The 22,873-nt window shown below is 49.8% G+C and carries 18 protein-coding genes and 1 tRNA gene; 14 read left to right on the plus strand and 5 right to left on the minus strand.

Going from position 1 to position 22,873, the window contains the following annotated elements:
• The first annotated feature begins 8 nt into the window (after window positions 1-8).
• Genes K7G70_RS06700 through folD form a run of 3 tightly spaced genes read left to right on the plus strand, consistent with a single transcriptional unit; the run spans window position 9 to window position 3,185 of the window.
• On the plus strand, window positions 9-1,274 hold the full coding sequence (locus K7G70_RS06700) for a molybdopterin molybdotransferase MoeA (RefSeq protein ID WP_223787839.1): 1,266 nt from the start codon (window positions 9-11) through the stop codon (window positions 1,272-1,274).
• Window positions 1,274-2,335 (plus strand): ThiF family adenylyltransferase, encoded by a 1,062-nt coding sequence (locus K7G70_RS06705; RefSeq protein ID WP_223787840.1) that lies wholly within the window; start codon window positions 1,274-1,276, stop codon window positions 2,333-2,335. The genes K7G70_RS06700 and K7G70_RS06705 overlap by 1 nt, the downstream gene beginning before the upstream one ends.
• A complete protein-coding gene (folD, locus tag K7G70_RS06710) occupies window positions 2,328-3,185 on the plus strand; it encodes a bifunctional methylenetetrahydrofolate dehydrogenase/methenyltetrahydrofolate cyclohydrolase FolD (RefSeq protein ID WP_223787841.1) in 858 nt (285 codons plus the stop codon). The genes K7G70_RS06705 and folD overlap by 8 nt, the downstream gene beginning before the upstream one ends.
• A 20-nt stretch (window positions 3,186-3,205) precedes the next feature.
• Here folD and K7G70_RS06715 read toward each other — a convergent pair whose 3' ends face one another.
• The 5 genes from K7G70_RS06715 to sucC all read right to left on the minus strand — a co-directional run bounded on the left by K7G70_RS06715 (window position 3,206) and on the right by sucC (window position 9,685).
• A complete protein-coding gene (locus K7G70_RS06715) occupies window positions 3,206-5,515 on the minus strand; it encodes a DUF1631 domain-containing protein (RefSeq protein ID WP_223787842.1) in 2,310 nt (769 codons plus the stop codon).
• Between the two features lie 76 nt (window positions 5,516-5,591).
• Complete coding sequence (locus tag K7G70_RS06720; RefSeq protein WP_223787843.1) at window positions 5,592-7,028, minus strand: DUF4139 domain-containing protein; 1,437 nt, start codon at window positions 7,026-7,028, stop codon at window positions 5,592-5,594.
• 58 nt (window positions 7,029-7,086) lie between these two features.
• Window positions 7,087-7,527 (minus strand): DUF4426 domain-containing protein, encoded by a 441-nt coding sequence (locus K7G70_RS06725; protein ID WP_223787844.1) that lies wholly within the window; start codon window positions 7,525-7,527, stop codon window positions 7,087-7,089.
• Between the two features lie 123 nt (window positions 7,528-7,650).
• Entirely contained in the window at window positions 7,651-8,520 is an 870-nt protein-coding gene (gene sucD / locus K7G70_RS06730) for a succinate--CoA ligase subunit alpha (RefSeq protein WP_223787845.1), read from the minus strand.
• A gap of 1 nt (window position 8,521) precedes the next feature.
• Window positions 8,522-9,685 (minus strand): ADP-forming succinate--CoA ligase subunit beta, encoded by a 1,164-nt coding sequence (sucC, locus tag K7G70_RS06735; protein WP_223787846.1) that lies wholly within the window; start codon window positions 9,683-9,685, stop codon window positions 8,522-8,524.
• Window positions 9,686-10,172: 487 nt separating this feature from the next.
• On the opposite strand from sucC, the gene pilB reads away from it, so the two are divergent.
• The 11 genes from pilB (at window position 10,173) to K7G70_RS06790 (ending at window position 22,834) form a co-directional block, all read left to right on the plus strand.
• Window positions 10,173-11,882: a type IV-A pilus assembly ATPase PilB gene (gene pilB, locus K7G70_RS06740; RefSeq protein WP_223787847.1), complete on the plus strand. Its 1,710-nt coding sequence runs from the start codon at window positions 10,173-10,175 to the stop codon at window positions 11,880-11,882.
• 5 nt (window positions 11,883-11,887) lie between these two features.
• The gene (locus tag K7G70_RS06745; RefSeq protein ID WP_223787848.1) at window positions 11,888-13,111 is read left to right on the plus strand and encodes a type II secretion system F family protein; all 1,224 of its coding nucleotides are present in this window, start codon (window positions 11,888-11,890) and stop codon (window positions 13,109-13,111) included.
• 10 nt (window positions 13,112-13,121) lie between these two features.
• Window positions 13,122-13,970: a prepilin peptidase gene (locus K7G70_RS06750; RefSeq protein ID WP_223787849.1), complete on the plus strand. Its 849-nt coding sequence runs from the start codon at window positions 13,122-13,124 to the stop codon at window positions 13,968-13,970.
• Window positions 13,970-14,578 carry a dephospho-CoA kinase gene (gene coaE / locus K7G70_RS06755; protein ID WP_223787850.1) on the plus strand — a complete coding sequence of 203 codons (609 nt, stop codon included), beginning with the start codon at window positions 13,970-13,972 and terminating at the stop codon, window positions 14,576-14,578. Before K7G70_RS06750 ends, coaE begins: the two co-directional genes overlap by 1 nt.
• A gap of 73 nt (window positions 14,579-14,651) precedes the next feature.
• Window positions 14,652-14,728 (plus strand) — tRNA-Ile (locus K7G70_RS06760).
• 368 nt (window positions 14,729-15,096) lie between these two features.
• The gene (locus tag K7G70_RS06765) at window positions 15,097-16,155 is read left to right on the plus strand and encodes a pilus assembly protein PilM (protein ID WP_223787851.1); all 1,059 of its coding nucleotides are present in this window, start codon (window positions 15,097-15,099) and stop codon (window positions 16,153-16,155) included.
• A 2-nt stretch (window positions 16,156-16,157) separates the two neighbouring features.
• Window positions 16,158-16,736: a PilN domain-containing protein gene (locus K7G70_RS06770; protein ID WP_223787852.1), complete on the plus strand. Its 579-nt coding sequence runs from the start codon at window positions 16,158-16,160 to the stop codon at window positions 16,734-16,736.
• Window positions 16,733-17,371, plus strand: coding sequence for a type IV pilus inner membrane component PilO (locus tag K7G70_RS06775; protein WP_223787853.1), 639 nt, complete (start codon window positions 16,733-16,735; stop codon window positions 17,369-17,371). Before K7G70_RS06770 ends, K7G70_RS06775 begins: the two co-directional genes overlap by 4 nt.
• Window positions 17,368-17,889, plus strand: coding sequence for a pilus assembly protein PilP (locus K7G70_RS06780; protein WP_223787854.1), 522 nt, complete (start codon window positions 17,368-17,370; stop codon window positions 17,887-17,889). The genes K7G70_RS06775 and K7G70_RS06780 overlap by 4 nt, the downstream gene beginning before the upstream one ends.
• Window positions 17,890-17,903: 14 nt before the next feature.
• Window positions 17,904-20,069: a type IV pilus secretin PilQ gene (locus K7G70_RS06785; RefSeq protein WP_223787855.1), complete on the plus strand. Its 2,166-nt coding sequence runs from the start codon at window positions 17,904-17,906 to the stop codon at window positions 20,067-20,069.
• Window positions 20,070-20,224: 155 nt separating this feature from the next.
• A complete protein-coding gene (locus K7G70_RS06790) occupies window positions 20,225-22,834 on the plus strand; it encodes a hypothetical protein (RefSeq protein WP_223787856.1) in 2,610 nt (869 codons plus the stop codon).
• Window positions 22,835-22,873 lie beyond the last annotated feature (39 nt).

The raw sequence follows: 22,873 nt of genomic DNA on the forward strand, positions 1-22,873 counted from the left end.
CCTCCAACATGCCTTTTGCCCAATCCATCAATCACAGTCAAGCGCTGAAAATGATTCAGCAAGCCCTGGCGGAAAAACGCCTGGATGTTGAGCACATACCCGTGGTGAATGCCATGGGACGGGTGGCGGCCGCCGATGTGCTGGCGCCGATTGATGTGCCCACCATGGCTTGCAGTCGCATGGACGGTTACGCCATCAACACCGCGCTGTTCCGTCGTGGTGACCGAGTGGTGGCCAACAGTGAACAGTCTGGAACATGGCGGCTGTCTTTGGGTGCAGCGGTGCATGCCCAACGACAAACCGCTCCGGTGTTGTGTGGTGAACAAGCCATACCCATCATGACCGGCGGGGTGTTGCCCGAGGACGCCGATGCCATCATCCTCAAAGAACAGGTTGAACTGACAGAAGAGGGCATTCGTTTTGATCAATTACCCAGCCGAGGCAGCCACATCCGACCGCGCGGCTCCGATTTGAAGGCCGGTCAACGGGTGCTCAAAGCCAACACCCCCATCCAAGCCGGTATGGTGGGTGTGCTGTCTTCCCTGGGTTTGGCTGAGGTGGCTGTCTACGCAGCACCCAAAGTCGCTTTGATGGTCACGGGCGATGAGCTGGTCCAGCCAGGTGCCGATTGTGGTCCCGGTGAAATTTATGACGCCAATGCCCCCATGTTGCAAAACCTGCTGCAGACCATGGGTTGTCAAGTGGCGGTTCTGTCTCCCTTGGGCGACACCGAAGAGGCCGTGCGACAACGCCTGTCAGAAATGGCCGATGCTGCCTGCGACTTGATCATTTCGGTGGGGGGCGTGTCGATGGGTGACAAAGACTTGATTCCCGAGATGCTGGCTGAGCTGGGCACCGTGCTGTTTCATAAAGTGCGGGTGAAGCCGGGATTTCCCTTGTTATTTGGGCGTCTGGGTGGGGGCTTGTTTTTCGGCTTGCCCGGCAATCCAGTGTCCTGTTACACCACCTTGTGCCAATATATTTGGCCCGCGATCCGGTTGCTGAATCAACAAAACATGGCGGTGGCGCAATGGCGTGCTGTGCTCACTCATGAGGTGAAAAAGTCACACCTGCGGCGTGAATTCATGCGGGCCCATTTTGACATGGGTCATGATGGTTTGTTGCAGGTCAGTGTTTGCGGAGATCAACAATCCAGTCGCATTGAATCATTGGCTCAAGCCAATTGTTTTTTGGTCTTGAATGAATCGGACCAGGACTTGTCAGAAGGCAGTTCGGTGTTGATCCAGCCATTTGCGGCCTGGCGGATGGTCTGATGCTTGAGTCCTTGGATCCGGCATCGGTTCATCAGGCGGTACAACAGCCGGATCGTATGTTGATTGACATCCGAGGGCCATTGGATTGGGCCCAAGGGGTACCGACAGGGGCCCAATGCATGAGCCCGGAGCAAGTCCTGCAGCAGGCTGACGAGCTGCGCGCTCAGCACCCGCAAATTTTCATCATTTGCCACCGCGGTAACCAGTCGAAACGGCTGGTCAGTCAGTTGTCAAGCCGACAATTCATTGACGTCGCCGGTGGTTACCAGGCTTGGCTGGCCCAAGCCTTGCCCACGGAGCTGCCGGTCTCCGATGCCGTCCTGACCCAGGATGTTGCGCGTTATGACCGCCAACTGCGCCTGTCAGGTTTTGGTCTGGCAGAACAGCAACGCTTGCAACAAGCCCATGTGTTGGTGGTGGGGGCCGGTGGGCTGGGCTGTCCGGCTTTGCTGTATTTGGTCGGCTGTGGGGTGGGGCGCTTAACCTTGTTGGATGATGACCAGGTGGCGCTGCACAATTTACACCGCCAAATTCTGTTCACCGAAGCCGACGCCGGACAAGCCAAAGTGGCGGTGGCACAAAAGCGCTTACAACAACTGAACTCGACCACACAAATCACCCCGGTGGTCGAGCGTTTGCATCACGACAACGCCGACCAATGGATCGCGCCAGTTGATTTGGTGCTGGATGGCAGTGACAACATCGCCACCCGCCATGCCATCAACGACAGCTGTTTGCGATTGCAAAAACCATGGATTTATGCCGCTGTGACGGGGTTTGAAATCCAAGTGTCTTTGTTCAGCGCCGATCCACAACGGCCTTGTTATCGCTGTTTGTTCCCTGACATCGAAGCCGATGCTGTGGCCAATTGTGACGCCATGGGCGTGCTGGGTCCCGTGCCCGGTCTGGCTGCCATGATTCAGGTGACCGAAGCGATCAAACACCTGACCCACATGCAACCTTCATTGGCCCAACGAATGTTGATTTATGATGTGCTGCATCACCAGTTTAAAGTGTTAAAATACCCCGCCAATCAATCGGCAGGATGTGTACATGGGTGAAACAGCCAACAAACTTCAAATTTTGGACGGTAAAAAGGTCTCTAACTGGTTGCAGTCGCAGGTGGCAGAAGCCATCAGCAAACGGGTCAGTGAAGGCCATCAAGCGCCGGGTCTGGCGGTGGTGCTGGTGGGCAATGATGAGGCGTCACACGTATACGTCAACAACAAAATCAAAGCCTGCGAGCGCACCGGTATCCGCTCAGTTTCACATCAGTTGCCCCGACAAACTTCATCCAAAGCCTTGCTGGCCTTGATTGATGATTTGAATGCAGACCCCAGCATTCATGGCATTTTGGTGCAGCTGCCGTTGCCCGAACACATCAATGAAACCGAAGTCACCAACCGCATCGACCCCAGCAAAGACGTGGATGGTTTTCATGCCAGCAATGTGGGTCACTTGGCCTTGCGCCAGCCGGGCTTGCGGCCTTGTACACCACGCGGCATCATGACCTTGTTACACCACCATGACATCGATCCAAAAGGCATGCACTGTGTGGTGGTGGGTGCTTCCAACATCGTTGGTCGGCCATTGATGTTGGAAATGTTGTTTGCCGGTGCCACCGTTACCGTGTGTCACCGTTTCACCCAAGACTTGGCCGCCCATGTGGCACAAGCCGATGTGTTGTGTGTGGCGGTGGGCAATCCCAACATAGTCGATGCTGAATGGATCAAGCCAGGCGCCATCGTGATTGACATTGGCATCAACCGCAAAGCAGCTGGGGGGATTTGTGGCGATGTGGATTTCATCAAAGCCAGTGAGAAGGCCAGTTGGATCACCCCGGTGCCTGGAGGGGTGGGGCCGATGACCGTGGCCACCTTGATGCAAAACACCTACGAAGCCAGCCTTTGAGGTGACCTCAAAAGGCGGGTTCACTCATCGCCTGAGGAGTCTGCTCCGTTGGGCTTGGCCGCTGTGGCCGCGTCGCTTTCACTTTCCTTAACCACCTTTTTGGCAATGGCCGACATGGCGCGGTCAAACAGTGGAATTTGTTGCAACACCACCGCTAGTTTTTCACGCAAGTCATGGGCCAATTCATCCAAACTTTTGTCGGTGACTTTGACCCCGCGGGCGTTGACAAACAGCAGTTTGTGGCTGATTGGGCTGATCCATGACAGTTTGGCCCGGATGTTCTCCACGGCTTCGTCGTCCTCAATGAATTCGATCCATTCGCCGGTTTTCAAGTCTTTGGCTTGTAGGTAATAGACATCGTCGACGTGGGTGATTTCCTGGTTTAGGTTGTTGAACTTCTTATCGGCAATGAAGTGCACGATTTCGGGTTGTTCCTCTGCTTCGGGTTCTGCTGAAACCGCAAAGGCTTCTTGTGGCAAAACGTATTCATGGTCCACCTCTTTCTTGTCTTCTATGCCATTGATGTCTAGCAACAAATCATACAGTTCTTGGCTTTTCTCTTTGATACTGAATTCATCGAAGGCCACCAGCCTCAGGCCTTTGCTGAGCTGATCGCAGACGTGACTGATTTGGGCGTTGGTGGCCATGCGTTTCTTGTTTTTCACGGCCACGAAAATCAACTTGTCGACAAATTTCACGTAGTTCTCAATCAATTCAGGTTCACCCTGATGGCGCAAATGCGCCAGGATCAACACATTGGCCCAGGGAGTGAGCAACAACTCGGTGACCAACTTGGGCAAAGAATGCTTTTTCATCTTGCCTTCGAGGATTTCCGCGGTTTTTTCTTTGGCCTTGATGATCCGTTCTTGCCCCAGGGCTTTTTCTGAGGTCCGTTTTTCGATCACCTGCATGCGTTTGGTGTTCTTGCCTTCGAACTCCTGGAAGTCTTCAATCAGGGCAGGGAAGTCGATGGCATCATGCTCGGTTTCCAACACATGTTGCACGATGCTTTCAATTTTGTTGATGAATTTGCCCCGTTTGTCGTCGGCTTCATTCCAGCCGATGGAGGCTTTGGCGATGATGTCCAGCAGTTTTCGGGCATTGTTTTCGCGGTTGGAAAACAGTTTGCGATCTTTCAGTGCCAAGTGCAGGTAGGGGATTTGCAGTTTGGCCAGCAGGGCTTGAATTTTATCGGGTAAGTTGCGGTCATCGACCAAAAATTGAAACAGCATGCCAACCAAATCGATGGTGTCTTCATCTTGTTGATTGACTTGTTTTTGTTCACCATCACCGTCCAAGTCACGCAATCTGGCAAGCAAGGCATTTTTGATCTCTGTGGGACTCAAAGAAGCTTGTCGGGCATTGAGGTTGTTGAGCTCTTCAACTTGCAGCACATTCAAGGCGTTGGACACTATGGAGGCGTCAAACAGTGGCATGTTGGGCAGGACTGGCGCGCCGGCATGGCGTTGGTGCATGGCCGCTGCGATGGCTTGATATTGGTCGTCAGTGACCATGTGGCCGCCGGCAATAACTGGATCCACCGGCACCATTTGTTCGGCCATTTCCTCGCCTTCAGGAGCCGTACCTGGAGGCGCTGTGTAAGGACCGGGTCTGGCACCACCGCGCTGACTGATGCGAAACTTCAAATTGGGTAAGATGCCCGCATCGATCAGTTTTTGGTTGATTTGGGTGTAGGGCTGTACCAAGTTTTTGATCAAGCTGCGCTCAAACAATTTGAGCATGATCAGGTGAATGGTTTCATCGATGTGCAAATGCTCAAAAGTGGCCGCAAATGAGCCGACGATGACCGCCGGTGAGACGGGAATTTGGTCGGTTTTGATTTCACTGCCACCGGCCAACAAAGTGAAGCGCTTTTCCAAGGCAAACAGGTGTTGGTGAAGGTAGGTGTTGGCTTTATCGATCAATTGGGTGGCGGCCAATTTCTGATCCAACTCATGCTCATCGACCAAGGACAGGCCATCTGCCGTGTCACTGTCGGTGGTTGGTTCTGCTTTGAAATAATCGAATTGACCCTGTTTGAACATTTTGAACGTCAGTTGGACGTTTTCAGAAAACTTGCGCACCATCAGGTCCTTTTTCTTGCGCACTTCGCGCATGGCTTCGAAAAAGTGGGTTTGTTTTTCGTTGTTTTGGGCTTTTTCGGCCAAATCAAACAGCGAGTCATCCAGTTTGTCATAGTATTCCCGGATGGTGGGTTTCAAACCAGCAATGAACAGTTTATGAATTTGTGGCAGGATGACGCCTTGGTTAACGCCTTCTGGCAGTTTTTGTTTGATGTTGACGACGTTTTTGTCTTCTTTAGAATTCATGGGGCATGGCCAAACGTGAATACTCTGACTTTATCACTGAACGGCCGATTAATCTGTGAATGTGTTCACATCCCGCTCAAGGTTGCTGGTCTGGCCATTGGTACAGTACGGTGTATTCGACGGTTTTCTCACTATCTGCCGGCACTTCAATGGTGAATTGAATGGTGCTGGCATCGATTTTTTCATACTGTTCATTGTGTTGGGTGATCTGCCAATTGGACCAACGGTACAAAGGTTCAATGATGGTCACTTTTTGCGGTCGATCCTTTTGGTTGTTGATGGTCACGGCCAACTGCTCAGTGAGGCTGTTTTTGCCCCGTTCGAAATGCAGTTGCTGGCGTGATCCCTGGACATCAAAAGCATGACCCAATTTCAACTCAATGGTGTCGTTTTTCGGGGTGTGGTCTATGCGGTCTTCACCGATAAATTCCACACTGCCGTCATCAGGATCGAGCATGTTGACCCGAACCCGACCGGCTGGCAGTGGCATGCCCAAATGGTTGTTGGCGGCGTTCTTGAAGCTCAGCCAAGCCGCCACTTTGGCGTCGGTACGCCTCAAGTATCCGGAATCGGTGATGGGGCGGTGGTAATTGATGTGGTGTTGGCCACTGCCATTGAACACCAAAGTCCGCTCACAATGCACCCCATTGGTGTGGTTCAACAATTGGATTTGTTTGGTGGAGTTGTTGGGCAAGTCGATGGTCCTGGGCAGCTTGTACAAATGGTATTCAAACAAGGCTTGTTCGCTGAAGTCAGCGGTTCCGGCGGCTTGTACCAAAGCTTCTCGGGCCACTTGCCTGACCGGTTGATTGGTCGGTGCCCGGTTGACATCGCCGGCGATCAGCTTGAGGCGGGTGTCATGGAAGCTGGCGCCTGATTTGTTGACAATGGAGACCCAGGAAGACAGGTCCAGGGTGCATGATTGATCGGGCCCTTCATGCAAGATGACGTTGTAATCAGCCCACCAGGTCATGCCCCGGGTTTGGTAACTCATGGCAATGGTTTCGGTGCGGCTGGATAGGGATTCCAACAACCAAACTAAGGTGGGTTTGGTCAGCAGACCACCCGGCAATTCCGGAAACTCAATGTGCTGCCATTGTTGGATACTGATCACTTGATCGTTGTCCAATTGTAGGGTCATGCCACCTGCGGTGCTGAGCAACACCCCAGTGGTTTGGTGCTGGCTGTCGGGGCCGTGGATCACGGTGATGGTTTGCTCCAAATAACGGTTCAGCAACTGCTCGGTGCTGACCAGGTCGAATTGAAAATTTTGCTCCAATACAGCCGCTACATTGGGGTTGTTGGGGGTGGAAAAACTGACCGTGGTGGGATCAATGTGGGCTGCCACATCATCGTATGCCAGCTGGAACGTGCCCTTTTTGAAGGCCACTTCGCGGTATTGTTTGACCACTGCATAGCCTGGTATGTGGCGCACATTTTGTAATTGATTCTGGTCCAGATGGCCTTGATGTTGGCCAGAGTAAATGGTGATGGTGTTGTCAGCTCGAGTCATGCCACTCCCAATCAATGCGGTCAATAAAAAGGGCCACCGAATAAAGGGTTTCATCGTTTCAATCGGTGTAAAACTCCCGGGAGAATTGCACGCTGAGTTTTTCATCACTGCCATTGGGTTGAGCGGTGATGCTGAAATTCACATCTTCCTGGTTGTTCAAGGCGAACGACCCGAGGTAGTAAACGGCTTGGTTCTCTTCGGTGATTTTGTGCAGTTTGATTTCTTTGGTCTGGTTCAGCAGATTTTTTGCAGAAATGGTGATCTTGGCTTCCAAGGCCAGCGGTGGATTGCTGGATTTATCCAACACCGAGATGCTCACAATGCCGCGATTTTTGGAGCGGGTGATCTGGTAAGTGTTGGCGATTTCTTTGGCCAGAAAGGTGGATGGAAACGTGTTGTAATGCAGTTCGAAATGACCTTGGGTCACTTTTTGTTCCGCCACAACGGCTGTGGCCATGAACAGTGATAACACAATGAACGGGATGCGGATGTTGACCATGGCTTGTCTCCAGATGATTGAACCATCAGTATAGCACATTCTTTCTTTCACAAAATCATTGTGATGCAGGCACAAAAAAGGCCAGCAGACGGGCTGCTGGCCTGGTGCTCTGCGATTGGCTGATTACAGCAAATCTTTGATGGTTTCACCCAAGAAGGTGGGTGATTTAACGGTTTTAACGCCGGCCGCTTCCAAAGCCTCATATTTGGCTTGGGCGGTGCCTTTACCGCCGGCCACAATGGCCCCGGCATGGCCCATGCGTTTCCCAGGAGGTGCCGTCACCCCGGCGATGTAGGAAACCACTGGTTTGGTGACGTGGGCCTTGATGTACTCGGCCGCTTCTTCCTCAGCTGAACCACCAATCTCACCCACCATGATGATGCCGTCGGTTTGGTCATCGCCCTGGAACAATTTCAAGCAGTCGATGAAGCTGGTGCCTTGGATGGGGTCACCACCGATACCGATACAGGTGGACTGGCCCAAGCCGACCGAAGTGGTTTGATGCACCGCTTCATAGGTCAAGGTGCCCGAACGCGAGACAATGCCAATGCGACCGGGTTGGTGAATGGCTGCTGGCATGATGCCGATTTTGCACTCGCCGGGGGTGATGATGCCTGGGCAGTTGGGTCCAATCATGACCACATCAGGGTTGGCATCCAACACCGTGCGCACTTTCATCATGTCCAACACGGGAATGCCTTCGGTGATGGTGACAATGGTTTTGATGCCCGCATCAACGGCTTCCAAAATGGCGTCGGCGGCGAATGGTGGTGGCACAAATATGACCGAGGCATTGGCGCCGGTTTCATTCACACCATCGGCCACGGTATCAAACACCGGGCGATCTAAATGTTGGGTGCCGCCTTTGCCTGGGGTCACTCCACCCACCAAGTTGGTGCCGTAATCGATGGCTTGTTCACTGTGAAAGGTGCCTTGTGAACCGGTGAATCCTTGCACCAATAAACGCGTGTCTTTGTTAACTAATACACTCATGTCATGCTCCTACTGCAGCCACTGCTTTGTTGGCAGCGTCATCTAAATTATCAGCTGAGATCACAGCCAGTCCACTTTCGTCCAATATTCTTTTGCCCTCAGTGACGTTGGTGCCTTCCAGGCGCACCACGATGGGCACCTCAACACCGACTTCTTTGATGGCTGAGATGATGCCGTTGGCAATCAGGTCACAGCGCACGATGCCTCCAAAAATGTTCACCAGGATGGATTTCACATTGGGATCGGACAAAATGATCTTGAAAGCAATGGCCACGCGCTCAGCGGTGGCGCCACCGCCCACGTCCAAGAAGTTGGCCGGTTCACCGCCTTTCAGTTTGATCACATCCATGGTGGCCATGGCCAAACCCGCGCCATTAACCATGCAGGCAATGTTGCCGTCCAGTTTGATGTAGTTCAAATCGTGCTGATGGGCTTTGGCTTCGGCTGGATCTTCCTGGGTGATGTCACGCATGCTCGCCAGGTCTTTGTGTCTGAAATCGGCGTTGTCATCAGAATTGATCTTGGCATCCAAGGCCACCACGTCTTGCTGGTCATCGATGATCAAGGGATTGACTTCAATCAGCGACAAATCCAAATCATGAAACATTTGGTGCATTTGCATCATGATGTGGGTCAGTTGTCGCACTTGTTTGCTGTTCAGGCCCATGGCAAAGCCGGCTTTGCGGCAAGCGTATGGGAACAAGCCTTCGGTGTTGTCCACTTGAATGGTGTGGATTTTTTCGGGGTTGGTTTTGGCCACTTCTTCAATTTCCACACCGCCTTCAGCTGAGGCCACAAAAGACAAACACTTGTTGGCGCGATCGACCAATAAACTCAGGTAGATTTCTTGCTCGATGTTGGCCGCTTCGGTGATCAGCACTTCGTTAACCGGTAAGGCCAGACCGCCGGTTTGGTAGGTTTGAATTTTCATGCCCAGCATGTCTTTGGCATACTGCTTGACTTCGTCAATGGAGTTGGCCAATTTAACGCCCCCGGCTTTGCCGCGGCCGCCGGCATGAACTTGGGCTTTGACCACCCACATGTCGCCGCCCAACGACTTGGCTGCTGCCACAGCCTCTTCTGGTGTTCTGGCCACCTCACCATTGGGAATGGGAATGTTGTATTTGGCAAACAACTCTTTGGCCTGATATTCATGGAAATTCATAAGATCTGTTCCTGATGTTTGAGATTAAGAAAAATTCGCGCCGTATTTTAGCTGATCGAGTGGGTCTTTTGTGTGATTTTATCAGATTCTTGTGGGGTTTATTGGTCATCACAGTCCGAACCATCCAGCACGATGTGCAGTCAATCATTGGGCTGGTCAGCGGCCATTGAATCAGCAGCACAACAATGGTCAAGTGGGCTGTTGAATGAAATGTGAAAGTGGTCTCAATTAACAGTTACAGGCTGGCTATAATGGAAGGAAGTGGCCATTGATGGCAGCGGACGCCGGTATTTTCAGCGGTTTTATTCGACTGAAATCAAGCGCGACCGAGCGGCTGGTGAAGACCGGAATGCCAGGCCAGAGGTCTTTGGTCGCTGTGGGTTTGGCAAAATCCTTAAAATGATGTCGCTAAATAGTTGTCATCCATTGATATTTTCAGGTAAAGTATAGTTGTATTGGGTCTGTATTTTAAGTTTGAATTCGTTTTATGAGTGTAGCTAGTACTAAAACCATGGTCAGTGGGGCATTGCGTCGACTGGTGCAAAATGGCCAAATTGAAATGGAAGCAGCGGCTGAAGCCAATGACACCGCGCGCAAGCAAAAAATCCCGCTGTTCACCTACCTGACAGACAACAACCTGGTGGATGCCAGTGAATTGTGTGCGGCGGCATCCAATGAATATGGTGTGCCCATGATGGATGTTGGCGCCATTGATCTGGCCGCCATTCCGATGGGTTTGGTGTCCGACAGTTTGGTCGAAAAGCATCAGGTGCTGCCGTTGTTTGTCCGCGGGAAAAAAGTCTTCATCGGCATTTCAGACCCCACCAATGTCAGGGCTTTGGAAGAAGTCAGGTTTCACACCAACTTATCGGTTGAACCCATCCTGGTCAGACAAGACACCTTAACCGGCGCCATCGAAGAGGCCTTGAAAGAGTCCTCATCGGTGATGGATGACCTGGGGGATGAAGGGCTTGAAAACCTCGAATACGATGATGAGGATTACAACGACACCCAGTCTGACCAAGTCGATGATCTGGCTGATTCGCCGGCCGTTAAGTTGGTCAATAAGGTGCTGCTGGACGCCATCAAACGGGGGGCTTCAGACATCCACTTTGAACCTTATGAAAAAACCTACCGGGTGCGCTACCGCATCGATGGCATGTTGAAAACCATGATCAAACCACCCAAAAACATGACCCAAAAAATTGCCTCGCGCCTGAAGGTGATGGCGAAGTTGGACATCGCCGAAAAACGGGTGCCGCAAGATGGCCGGGTGAAATTGAATTTGTCCAGAAACAATGCCATCGATTTTCGTTTGAGTACCTGTCCCACCTTGTTTGGGGAAAAAATCGTGATGCGTATTTTGGATGCCTCAGCCGCCAAAATGGGGATTGACAAACTGGGTTATGAGGACGAGCAGAAGCAATTGTTCATGGATGCCATTGTTAAACCTTATGGTATGGTGCTGGTGACGGGACCAACCGGTAGTGGTAAAACTGTGTCCTTATATACCGCATTGAATATTTTGAATACCGAAGGTCGCAACATTTCCACCGCCGAGGATCCGGTTGAGATTCGGGTGGATGGCATCAATCAAGTGCAGCAAAATGCCAAGCAGGGCATGACTTTTTCGGCGGCATTGCGCTCCTTCTTGCGACAAGACCCTGACGTCATCATGGTCGGTGAGATCCGGGATTTGGAAACCGCGGAAATTGCCATCAAAGCAGCCCAAACCGGTCACATGGTGCTGTCTACCTTGCACACCAACAATGCCCCAGAAACGGTCAGTCGCTTGGTCAACATGGGGGTGGCGCCGTTCAACATCGTGTCCGCGGTGTCGATCATCATTGCCCAGCGGTTGGCGCGGCGCTTGTGTGATTGCAAGAAGCCGACAGAGCTGACCCAAGAAGCCTTGTTACAGGCGGGGTTCACCGAAGAAGATTTGGCTGATGCCACGATTTTCGATCCGGTGGGTTGTACCAAATGCAATGAAGGCTACAAAGGTCGGGTGGGTATTTATGAGGTGATGCCCATCACCGACAACATCAAGAAGATCATATTATCAGGTGGCAATTCCTTGGATATTGCCGAGGCTGCTGACAAAGATGGGATTGCAAACCTCAGAAAGTCAGCATTACTTAAAGTTAAAAACGGCATCACCGGTTTGGTTGAGGCCAATCGCGTGACGGTGGATTAAACATTATGGCAAAAGCACAAAAAATAGACGAATTGCAGTCCTTTGAATGGGTGGGTGTCGACAAGATTGGCAAAAAGCTGAAAGGTGTTCAGCAGGCCAAATCTACCACCTTGGCAAAAAACGAACTTAGGCGCCAAGGCATTCAGGTTAAGAAAATTTATAAAAAGCGCAAGTCTTTGTTTGCCGGCGGTAAAGCCATCAAAGCCCAAGACATTGCCTTGTTCAGTCGTCAATTGGCCACCATGATGGAATCGGGTGTGCCCATGGTGCAAGCTTTTGAGATCATTGAGGGGGGGCAAACCAATCCCCGCATGGCCAAATTGTTGAATGACGTCAAAACCGAAATTCAGTCGGGTTCATCCTTGGCTGAATCGTTGGGGCGACATCCGCTCTATTTCGATGAGCTGTATTGTAACTTGGTGGCAGCCGGTGAAAAGGCCGGTGTGTTGGATGAATTGTTGGACACCATTGCCACCTACAAAGAGCGCACGGAAGAGATCAAAGGCAAAATCAAGAAAGCCATGTTTTACCCCGCAGCGGTGTTGTTTGTGGCCATCGGTGTGACCATCTTGCTGCTGGTCAAGGTGGTGCCAGAATTTCAAAACATGTTCACCAGTTTTGGTGCAGATTTGCCAGGTTTGACTTTGATGGTGGTCAATGCATCGAATGCGATGCAAGAATATTGGTTCATGGTCGTCGCGGTGCTGGTGGGCATCGTGGTGGGATTCACGCAATTGAAGAAGCGATCGCTGAAGTTTGCCCATGCGCTGGATCGGTTTTCCTTAAAGATACCGATCGTGGGTGGCATTCTGTTTGATGCCGCGGTGGCCCGATTTGCCAGAACTCTGTCAACCACATTTGCCGCGGGTGTGCCGTTGGTTGAAGGCCTGGACACCGTTTCAGGCGCTGTGGGTAATGTGGTGTTCCGTGATGCAGTGCTGCAAATCAAAGACGATGTATCCACCGGACATCAGTTGCAACTGGCCATGAGTCAGACGCAGTTATTCCCCCACATGGTGATTCAGATGGCTGCCATTGGTGAAGAATCCGGTAACTTGGATGCCATGTTGGCCAAAGTGGCCGACTATTATGAGCAGGAAGTGTCCAATGCAGTAGATGCTTTGAGCAGTTTGTTGGAACCCATCATCATGGTTCTGGTTGGTGGTTTGGTGGGTGTGATGGTCGTGGCCATGTACTTGCCCATCTTTAAAATGGCTTCCGTTTTTTAACGTGCACAACATGGTCAGTCTGTTGGCGGAAAGCCCGGCGCTTTTTGTCTCTTTGGCATTGGTCATCGGTTTGTTGGTTGGCAGTTTCCTCAATGTCGTTATTTTGCGCTTACCACCGGTGTTGGAGCACCTGTGGAAAAAGGAATATGCCGAATTCACCGAGATCGAATTCGATGAAGCCGCACCACCCAGCGTGGCATGGTCCCGCTCACATTGCCCCCAATGCAAAAATCAATTGTCTGCTTGGCACAACATTCCAGTCATCAGTTATTTGTTGTTGCGTGGTCGTTGTCATTTTTGCGCCCAAAAGATATCAGTGCGCTATCCCCTGATTGAACTGATCAGCGGTGTTGGGGCGGCTTGGCTGGCACATCAAATGGGTTTTGGTTGGCCGGTAATGGCGGCCTTGCTGTTGTTGTGGTGGCTGCTGGCCATCACCTTCATCGATCTGGACACTTATTTGATCCCAGACCAATTGAGCTTAACCCTGTTGTGGTTGGGCCTGTTGTTCAGTTTGTTCAGTTTTTCCATCACCCCTGCTGATGCCATCATCGGTGCTTTGGTGGGCTACTTGTCATTGTGGACGGTGTTTCAATTGTTCCTGTTATTCACGGGAAAAGAAGGCATGGGCTACGGTGATTTCAAATTGTTGGCTGCCGGTGGTGCCTGGTTGGGAGCTGAGATGCTGATCGCGGTGTTGTTGATTGCATCGGTCAGCGGTTTGGTGGTGGCATTGATTCAGATGGCCTTGAAAAAAGGCGGGCAAAAAATTCCTTTTGGACCTTATTTGTCGGTTGGCATCATGGTCAGTTATTTATACGGAACCGAGGTCATGCAACTGTTGTTTCCCGGGTTTTGATGAACAAGCTTTTGATTTGCTTGACCGGCGGCATTGCCTCTGGTAAAACCCGCGTGTCAGACCGGTTCTTGCAATGGGGGGGCGCCGTCATTGATACCGATGTGCTGGCCCGGCAAGTGGTGCAGCCAGGAACACCGGGTTTGTTGCGGTTGATCGAACATTTTGGTCCGGGGATATTAACCGACAATGGTGCCTTGGATCGGGCAGCACTCAAACAGCTTATTTTTCAAGATGAAGCGGCGCGTTTAGCGGTCAATCAGATCTTGCACCCTTTGATCTGGGCCGCAGGTCTGGCGCAGTCAAGTCAAAGTAATAAGCAGTTGGAAATGTGGGTGATCCCCTTGTTTCATCCAGGTATTGATCAAATTGAATTCGATCGGGTGTTGGTGGTGGATGTGGATCCAAAGATTCAAATTCAGCGGATCATGCAACGTGATGGCATTGATCGTTCCATGGCTCAAGCCATCATGGGTACGCAACTGTCGCGGGAAGATCGCTTGCAGTTGGCCTCAGATGTGTTGGTGAACAACGGCACGTTGGAGCAACTCGATGAAAAAGCCCATGATTTGTACCACATGTATCAGCACATGGCGGTGGCAGCTGGTTAAATGGTGGGTTTTGCCACCACAATTAACACGTGCAGTACTGCAGGCCATCAGTTATAATTCGCTTCCTCCATTCGGGCCTGTAGCTCAGTTGGTTAGAGCAGTGGACTCATAATCCATTGGTCGTAGGTTCGAGTCCTACCAGGCCCACCAACACCTCAGTTCAGTTCAACGGGTCAATGCCATCGGCTGAATCATGCTGACGCCATGGCAGTCGGCGAGAAAGATTTGCAATGGATTCTGCATGTGGCTCGGTTCGTGCATTTCACCTATGTGGCCGATTCCCGAGTTTCATGGTTCCGCTGTGTGCCCATGTTCTTTGGTTTGCTCTTCTTGTATTTTTTTTAAATATATCTTGATTATTCAGTACTTTAAAGGTTATTCTTGCATTGTCTTCTTAAAAAAAGTAAAGTATTGATGTAAATTGTGATTAGTGGCACAGATTTGGCACCATTGAATGTGTGTAATGATCACAAGATAAGAAGTTCCATATACAGCAATTATTAAAGAGAGAGATCGTTTTGCAATTGTTAGGTAGAAGTAAAGTTCAGTTAATCGGGGTTGATGTCAGTTCATCAGCGGTCAAGATATTACAGCTGTCTGGTAGTTTGGATAACTTAAAGGTCGAAAGGTATGCAGTCGAGCCTCTTTCAGTGAATGCAGTGGTTGATAACAACATTGCCGAGGTTGACTTGGTGTCTGCAGCCATCAGCAAGGCAGTGAATAAGGCTGGCATCAAAGTGAAAGGCGCCGCCACCGCAGTTTCAGGATCTGCTGTTATCACCAAAATCATACAAATGCCATCTGAGTTGACCGATGAAGAATTGGAAGCTCAGTTGGAACTGGATGCCACCCAATACATTCCTTATCCAATCGACGAAGTGAGTTTGGATTTTTGTGTGTTGGGGCCGGTTGAAGGCAATGAGGAAGTCAGCAATGTATTGATTGCCAGTTCCCGCTCAGAAAACGTGGATGTGTTCATTGAAGCCTTCGAAGGCGCCGGTTTGGACCTGAAAGTGGTGGATGTTGAAGCGTTTGCCATTGAGCGGTGTTTCAACCTGGTCCGAGAGCAATACGAAATCAATGACGAAGAAGTGGTGGCCTTGTTTGACATTGGTGCCAACACCATGACCATGCATGCCATGCACAAGCGCACTGGGATCTACAGCCGTGAGCAATCATTTGGTGGCAAGCAATTGACCGAAGAAATCATGCAACGTTATGGTCTGTCATACGAAGAAGCTGGCTTGGCCAAGCGCCAAGGTGGTTTGCCTGAAAGTTACGAGTCAGAGGTGCTGCAGTCTTTCAAAGACACCTTGGTGCAACAGGTCAGCCGGGCTTTGCAGTTTTTCTTCTCTGCCACTGAGTTTGGCAATGTGGACCGCATTTTACTGGGTGGGGGTTGTGCCTCTATCCCGGAAATTGACGTGTTGGTCGAAGATCAAGTGGGTGTTCCGACTGAAGTCATCAATCCAGTCAGCAATTTTAAACTTTCATCTAAAGTCAGTCATGAAGCGCTTGAGGCAGATGCCCCTTCTATGATGTCGGTGGTGGGACTAGCACTGAGGAATTTTGATTAATTATGGCTAAAATTAATTTATTGCCCTGGCGTGAAGAGAGACGCCAACAACTGACCAAAGAGTACTACCTGATGCTGGGCTTATCGGCTGTGGTGGCTTTGGCACTATTTGGTTTGGCTTACTACTATTTTGATCAAAGCATTAAATTTCAAAACCAGCGAAACACGTTCATGAACACAGAAATTGCCAAATTGGATGAACAGATCAAAGAGATTGATAAGCTGGAAGCGAAGAAAGCCGGCTTGATCGCACGGCAGCAGGTGATTGAAGAATTGCAGGCCAACCGCACCATGATGGTGCATTTGTTTGATGAGTTGGTCAAAACCATTCCCAATGGGGTGTTTTTAGAAAAAATCACCCAGCAGGGAACGGTGATTTCGATGGAAGGGTACTCACAATCTCACTCCCGTGTGTCTGATTACATGCGCCGATTGGATGAATCGGCCTGGTTTACCAAGGTGGAACTGGATTACATCAAAGCCGACGATACGTTAACCACGCACGAACAAAAATTCAAACTCAGTGTGAAGTTGGTGAATCCAAACCGAAAACAAGATGATAGCGTCGAGGAAGTCTCATGAGTTTTATTGATGAATTAAACAGTCTTGATACCAGCAATCCAGGGGGTTGGCCCAATTCAATCAAATTGGCCTCTGTGGTGTTTTTGGCGATATTGATATTGGTGGGTGGTTATTTCATGTTCATCAAAGACATGAAGGTGAACCTGGAAGGCTTACAGAAAAAAGAAACTGAGTTGAAAAACACCTATTCTTTCAAATACCAAAAAGCCGCACAATTGGATGCCTATAAAGAGCAATTGAAAGAAATGGAAATCATTTTGCAGTCCATGCTCAGACAATTGCCCAGTAAGAATGAAATGTCGGATTTGATTGTGGATGTGTCGCAGACCGCATTGGCCAGTGGCATTGAAAACGAGTTGTTTGAACCCGGTGCTGAATCGATCAAAGATTTCTACGCTGAAAAACCGATCACGCTCAGAATGAAAGGCAATTACCATGAATTTGGAAATTTTGTCAGTGGCGTCGCTTCATTGCCTCGGGTGGTGATTTTGACCATGCATGACATCTCTTTGAAACCATTGGGTGATTCGGTGTTGGGAGGCCGGTTGTTGCTTGAAGGCACGGCCAAAACCTACCGCTATTTGGACGACGAAGAAATGACCACTGAAACTGCTGGTACAGGAGCCCAACGATGAGAAAGTATGTACTGTTGATGTTTCTGTTTTTGTTGGGTTGTAACAACAACTTCAATGACCTCAATGATTTCATTGCCCATCAAAAAACCAAACCAGTTAAACCCATTGATCCATTGCCTCAATTGAAACCGCATGAAGTGTTTGAATACAACGCTTCTGCTGCCAGAGATCCTTTTTCTAATGATCTTGAAGTGGTGGATGAGGTTGAACAAGCTGCTTTGGCAGTGAACGAAGATGGCCGTGGACCGGATTTGACCCGACGCAAAGAGTTTTTGGAGTCTTACCCATTGGACAGTTTGTTGATGGTTGGGACTTACCAACAAGATGAAGATTATTGGGCTTTGGTGGTGGATCCGGAAGGCACCATTCACCGGGTGGCTCAGGGTCATTATTTAGGACACAACCATGGTCTGGTGACGGCCATTTACGAAAACGAAATCCAGTTGCAAGAATGGATAAACGATGGCTTAGGAGCGTGGCGTGAACGCGGTGCTGCAATGGCTTTGAAAGAAGAGTGAATGTGAGTGAATTTATGAATATTAATGATTTAACTTTAAATACAGTCAGTAAGAAACTGGTGACATTCAGTGTGTTTTGTTTGTTTGTGATCAACCAAGCCATGGCGCAATCAGCCATTGAAAACATTGATGTTCGAACCGGCGAAAACGGAGTGGTCGTGGTGGACTTCACATTCAGTGACTCTGCCGTTCAACCAGAGGTGTTTTCGACCAACTTACCGCCGCGATTGGCGCTCGATTTCAGTGGTACCAATAATGCCAGTAACAAGCGCAACATGGCCATTGGTACCGGTGGGTTGAAAGGATTGCGGGTCGTTTCCAGCAACGACAAAACCCGTGTGGTTATGGATTTGATGAACGCCATGCAGCATGAAATCATGACCAATGACAATGTGGTCAGTGTGGCTTTGAGTTCAAATCGCAATCAAAGCACCAGCCGCAGCGCAGAAAACACGGCTATTGAAATGGTGGATTTTCGACGCGGTACAGAAGGTCAAGGCATTGTCCAACTGAGTCTGTCTAACCCGAATGCGGTGATTAATTACACCGAGACATTGGGTAAAATCACCATTGAAGTGGCCAACAGTCAATTGTCAGCTGACATGGACAGAAAATTGGATGTGATCGATTTTGCCACCCCTGTGACTTTTGTCGATGCCAGGCAAAGAGGAACTGATGTCAAAATTGAAGTAGAAATATCTGGCTCTTATGACAAAGTGATATATCAAGCCGGTAATGAATACAACCTGGAAATCAAAGAATTGGACTTGGATGCCATCGCCAGTTCAAAATTGATTGATGACGAACCGGTCTATTCAGGTAACCTGGTTTCTTTCAACTTCCAAGACATTCCTGTGCGCTCTGTGATTCAATTGATAGCTGATGCCTCTCAATTGAACATCGTGGTGGCTGATAACGTTGAAGGCAATGTGACCCTGCGTTTAAATAATGTGCCTTGGGATCAAGCCTTGGATATCGTCTTACAAAGTAAACAACTGGATCAACGCCGCAGAGGCGATGTGATTTGGGTGGCACCGGCGGCTGACATCGCGGCCCGCGAACAAGAAAAACTGGAATCACTCAGTAAAAAAGAAGAGTTGGAGCCGTTGGACAACATTTTCATCCAAGTCAACTATGCCAAAGCCGAAGAATTGGCGAGTTTGATCAGAGGCACTGGTGGTGATGGCGGTGATGCCGGTGGCAACACCTTGCTGTCTTCTCGTGGATCGGTGACCTTTGATGAACGAACCAATACCTTATTGGTGACCGATGTGCCAGATCGATTAATTGTGATTCAGGAGTTGGTAACCACATTGGATCGTTCCGTGCAACAGGTACAAATTGAATCACGCATCGTGGTGGCTACCGAACGTTTTGGTGATGAGTTGGGTGTGCGTTTCGGGGTGACCGGCTCACATGAAGACAAGTATGGCAACATCATCAGCACAGGCGGCAGTTCTGCAGCGGTTGATCGATTGAATAATGCGGCTCTGTTGAATCGCTATGGCTCATTCAGCGGTTCCGGTTTGCCCACATTGACGCCGGATTCAGAGCCTGCAGAAAACATTCCTGGAGCACCACTGGGCGAGCGATTGAATGTGAATTTGCCGGCGGCTTCATCAACAGCAGGCCGATGGGCTGCGAGTATTTTGGCCGCAGACTTCTTATTGGATCTGGAATTGTCTGCCCTGGAATCTGAAGACCGCGGTGAAGTCATTTCATCACCACGGGTGATCACCGCGAATCAAACCCAAGCAGTGATTAAGCAAGGTGTCCAAATTCCTTATGAACAATCCACTTCCAGTGGCGCCACTTCGATTTCATTTAAAGATGCGGTGTTGTCATTGAATGTGGTTCCGCTGATCACACCTGATGAACGAATTGATCTGACCTTATTGGTGGCACAGGATTCCATTGGTGAAGAAATTTCCACATCTTTGGGCGGCAGCGTGCCTTCGATTGACACACGCTCTGTTGAAACCAGGGTGTTGGTGAACAATGGTCAAACTGTGGTGCTGGGTGGTATTTATGAGCAAATCAGAAGAACCACCAAATCAAAAGTGCCTGTACTGGGTGATATTCCGGGAATTGGCGGTTTATTCCGCAACAAAGCAATCCAAGATGACAAGGCGGAGTTACTGATCTTTGTGACTCCAACCATAATTAAAGAAAGTTTATAAAATATAACTGAAGGTTAACTATGTTTAAATACGCAAAAAATTTGATTGTATGTACATTCGCGGCTGTTTTGTTGTCGGCCTGTGGCGGTAGCAGTGACAGTGGTGGTGGTTCTCCAGGGCCAGCACCTTCCAATTTGAGGATCACTTTCAATGCGGTGAAAGCCAATATTCCAGCCAACACCAATGACTATCCCATTCTGATTGACTCTCCCTTTTTGACTCAATTGAATGTAAACGTCACTTTTGATAATGGCACGGCCATTCCAGACGCCACCAACATTCAGTTGTCCACTTCAAATGTACAAGTGGCACCAATTTCTACATTGGATGATCCAGATACCACTGACATCAATGAATTCACGACTTTCTTTGGTTCCATTGGAAACGAGTCCAGTGGTGGCAATGGTACGTTTTTCATCCATGGTGCAGCAGCAGGAACCGTGACACTGACCGCTTCGGCTGTCGATCCACAAACCAATCGAACCTCGTCTGCCAATTTCACTTACACGATTTTGCCTGGTCCCGAACCATTTGACCGTTTGGCAATTGAGCCAGTGGCCTCCACTTTGCCAGCCAATGTGTTTGGGCTGACGCCAAGGGAAGCTTTTGGTACGGTATATATGACTGAAGCCACCATCTCATTCAGAGATCCTTTGGGTAATTTTGTCAATCCAGCCACTGATGATGACACGCCCACTTTTGGGGTTGCCATCAATCCAGTGAGTGTGGCGGCATTCTCAACATTGGATGATCCAGAAACGGTTGACGATGGGGATCCATTGACCGAGGAAAATGAAATATTCATCCTACTGGGTCAAGGACCGGTGGATGTGGTGGCCGGTCGTGCAACCATCTTCATATGGGCTGACAGCCCAGGTGTGGCGACCATTACGGCCAGTGCATTCGACCAATTCACGCAACAAAATATCAGTGCACAATTCGATATTGTGGTCGACAATGGCCCGGTGGATTTACCGACCATCATTCAAGTGGCCGGCTCAGGCGCCAACTACATCAATGGTTCTGGCGGTCCACAAAGCCAAGTCATCCAAGTTTTTGTTGATGCGGCTCCGAATGTGCCGGTACCCAATCCCAATGGCTTTAACAATGTGATGATTGACATCACCACAGATCAGGCCAACAGCGGTGAGAAATTGTCCGGTGTGAATGCCCAAGGCTTGTCAGTAGAAGGCACCAGCATCAGCATCGATACCGCCAACGGCGTGGGCTCATTTCAGTTACTCAGTGGCAATGAACCCAACACCGTGATCATGACTGTGACCACTGACCGCGCTGATAACAATGTTGACAATGGACTGCAAGATCCATTAACCGCACAAGATAATTTTGTGATCAGTGATGGCGTGCTATTCGGTTTAGACATCACCACACCAAACATCAATAATTTGTTCATCAATCGCGTTGATGGCGGTGTGGCAGGTACCGGTGGAATCGGAAATCTGGACGGCAGTTACAGCATCACAGTGAGTGCCATTGGTACCGACAAAGGCGGTAATCCTGCCTTGCCACAAACCGTACAATTCGGTCTGATTGACAGCCCAGTCATTGGATTCCCACAAGACGGTCCTGGTACCTTTGTGAATTCAAGCAATGATGGCGATCCTGAAGAAGGCGGTGACTTGTTCACTTCATTGAGTGGTGATTTCATCAATGGCACGGCTGAAGTCCAGCCTGGCGATACCTTGATGGTCTTTGGTGAAGAAATCTTGCGCAATGAAGATTTGGAAAGTGCCGTGACGGTTGAGAACATCTTGTCTGACACCTCTTTGCGAATCTCTGAAACATTCAATCGCAATGATTTGTCCGGAACCATCATCAATGATTTGGACATCTTCCCTTACATCATTGGTCGTGCGGTCGATGGCAACATCAATGCCGTGGCCATCATCGACGAAAATGGTGTGGCTTCAACTGAGTTGAACTACCCAGTGTCCAAGCTGGGCAAAATCACCAGTATATATGCCAAAGGCCAAGGTGCTACGGTCAACGGTGTGACCCGTTCAGTGACTGATGTGGAGTTGATGTTGTACCCAGGTGCAGGATCCATTCCAGGAACCGAATTGACCCCAATCATCACGGTGTCTCCAACCATCATTCCGGCCAATGAAACCACACCAGTCACTGTTTGCGTGCTGGATGCAGCAAGACATCCGATCCAAGGTGCCGATGTGTCTTGGGCCTTTGTGGGCGGAAATGGTACCGGTGAAATTGATGGCGTCACAGGCTCAGGTGTGATGGAAAATCGCACAGGACCTGATGGCTGTGCCACAGGTCAAGCCACAGTTACCGGCGTCATTGATGCCGATGAAAACACGGGCTTCATCTTCAATGTGGGTTCCATCTCTTGTTTGGTTGATGACGCGACAGTTTGTATTCAGGTGGCCAGTCCTGGTGCCATTTACCTGTCTGCAGCACCTGCTTTCCACAATTCAAGTGGGGTGAAGATCATCAGCTTGTTCCTGTTCAATGGCAACGGACAAGGCATTGCCAATGTCCCATTGTTTGGTTCATGTATGTCAAACGGTGGACAATTGGTGGTTCAAGTACAACCGGGTTCCACCGATGAGAACGGCATGGCCACCGCCAATGTATTGGCTGGTTTGGATGGCATCAATGAATCCTTCTCAGGAACTTGTGAATTCACCACAGGATCTGGTGAACCCACTGCCACGGTACAGTTCAATGGACAAGACTTGTGTGTCATCGGTGTATCACCGAATGTACCACCAGGCTGTGGTCCATAAAGGAACAACAACCCATCAAAAGGCCTGTCGAATGACAGG

It is taken from the genome of Marinicella meishanensis (assembly GCF_019931145.1).
Taxonomy (GTDB): domain Bacteria; phylum Pseudomonadota; class Gammaproteobacteria; order Xanthomonadales; family Marinicellaceae; genus Marinicella; species Marinicella meishanensis.

Excerpts from the sequence above, each read along its gene's own strand:
- K7G70_RS06700 (WP_223787839.1), top strand. The coding sequence starts at position 9 with ATGCCTTTTGCCCAATCCATCAATCACAGTCAAGCGCTGAAAATGATT.
- K7G70_RS06705 (WP_223787840.1), top strand. The coding sequence starts at position 1,274 with ATGCTTGAGTCCTTGGATCCGGCATCGGTTCATCAGGCGGTACAACAG.
- folD (WP_223787841.1), top strand. The coding sequence starts at position 2,328 with ATGGGTGAAACAGCCAACAAACTTCAAATTTTGGACGGTAAAAAGGTC.
- K7G70_RS06715 (WP_223787842.1), bottom strand. The coding sequence starts at position 5,515 with ATGAATTCTAAAGAAGACAAAAACGTCGTCAACATCAAACAAAAACTG.
- K7G70_RS06720 (WP_223787843.1), bottom strand. The coding sequence starts at position 7,028 with ATGACTCGAGCTGACAACACCATCACCATTTACTCTGGCCAACATCAA.
- K7G70_RS06725 (WP_223787844.1), bottom strand. The coding sequence starts at position 7,527 with ATGGTCAACATCCGCATCCCGTTCATTGTGTTATCACTGTTCATGGCC.
- sucD (WP_223787845.1), bottom strand. The coding sequence starts at position 8,520 with ATGAGTGTATTAGTTAACAAAGACACGCGTTTATTGGTGCAAGGATTC.
- sucC (WP_223787846.1), bottom strand. The coding sequence starts at position 9,685 with ATGAATTTCCATGAATATCAGGCCAAAGAGTTGTTTGCCAAATACAAC.
- pilB (WP_223787847.1), top strand. The coding sequence starts at position 10,173 with ATGAGTGTAGCTAGTACTAAAACCATGGTCAGTGGGGCATTGCGTCGA.
- K7G70_RS06745 (WP_223787848.1), top strand. The coding sequence starts at position 11,888 with ATGGCAAAAGCACAAAAAATAGACGAATTGCAGTCCTTTGAATGGGTG.
- K7G70_RS06750 (WP_223787849.1), top strand. The coding sequence starts at position 13,122 with ATGGTCAGTCTGTTGGCGGAAAGCCCGGCGCTTTTTGTCTCTTTGGCA.
- coaE (WP_223787850.1), top strand. The coding sequence starts at position 13,970 with ATGAACAAGCTTTTGATTTGCTTGACCGGCGGCATTGCCTCTGGTAAA.
- K7G70_RS06770 (WP_223787852.1), top strand. The coding sequence starts at position 16,158 with ATGGCTAAAATTAATTTATTGCCCTGGCGTGAAGAGAGACGCCAACAA.
- K7G70_RS06775 (WP_223787853.1), top strand. The coding sequence starts at position 16,733 with ATGAGTTTTATTGATGAATTAAACAGTCTTGATACCAGCAATCCAGGG.
- K7G70_RS06780 (WP_223787854.1), top strand. The coding sequence starts at position 17,368 with ATGAGAAAGTATGTACTGTTGATGTTTCTGTTTTTGTTGGGTTGTAAC.
- K7G70_RS06785 (WP_223787855.1), top strand. The coding sequence starts at position 17,904 with ATGAATATTAATGATTTAACTTTAAATACAGTCAGTAAGAAACTGGTG.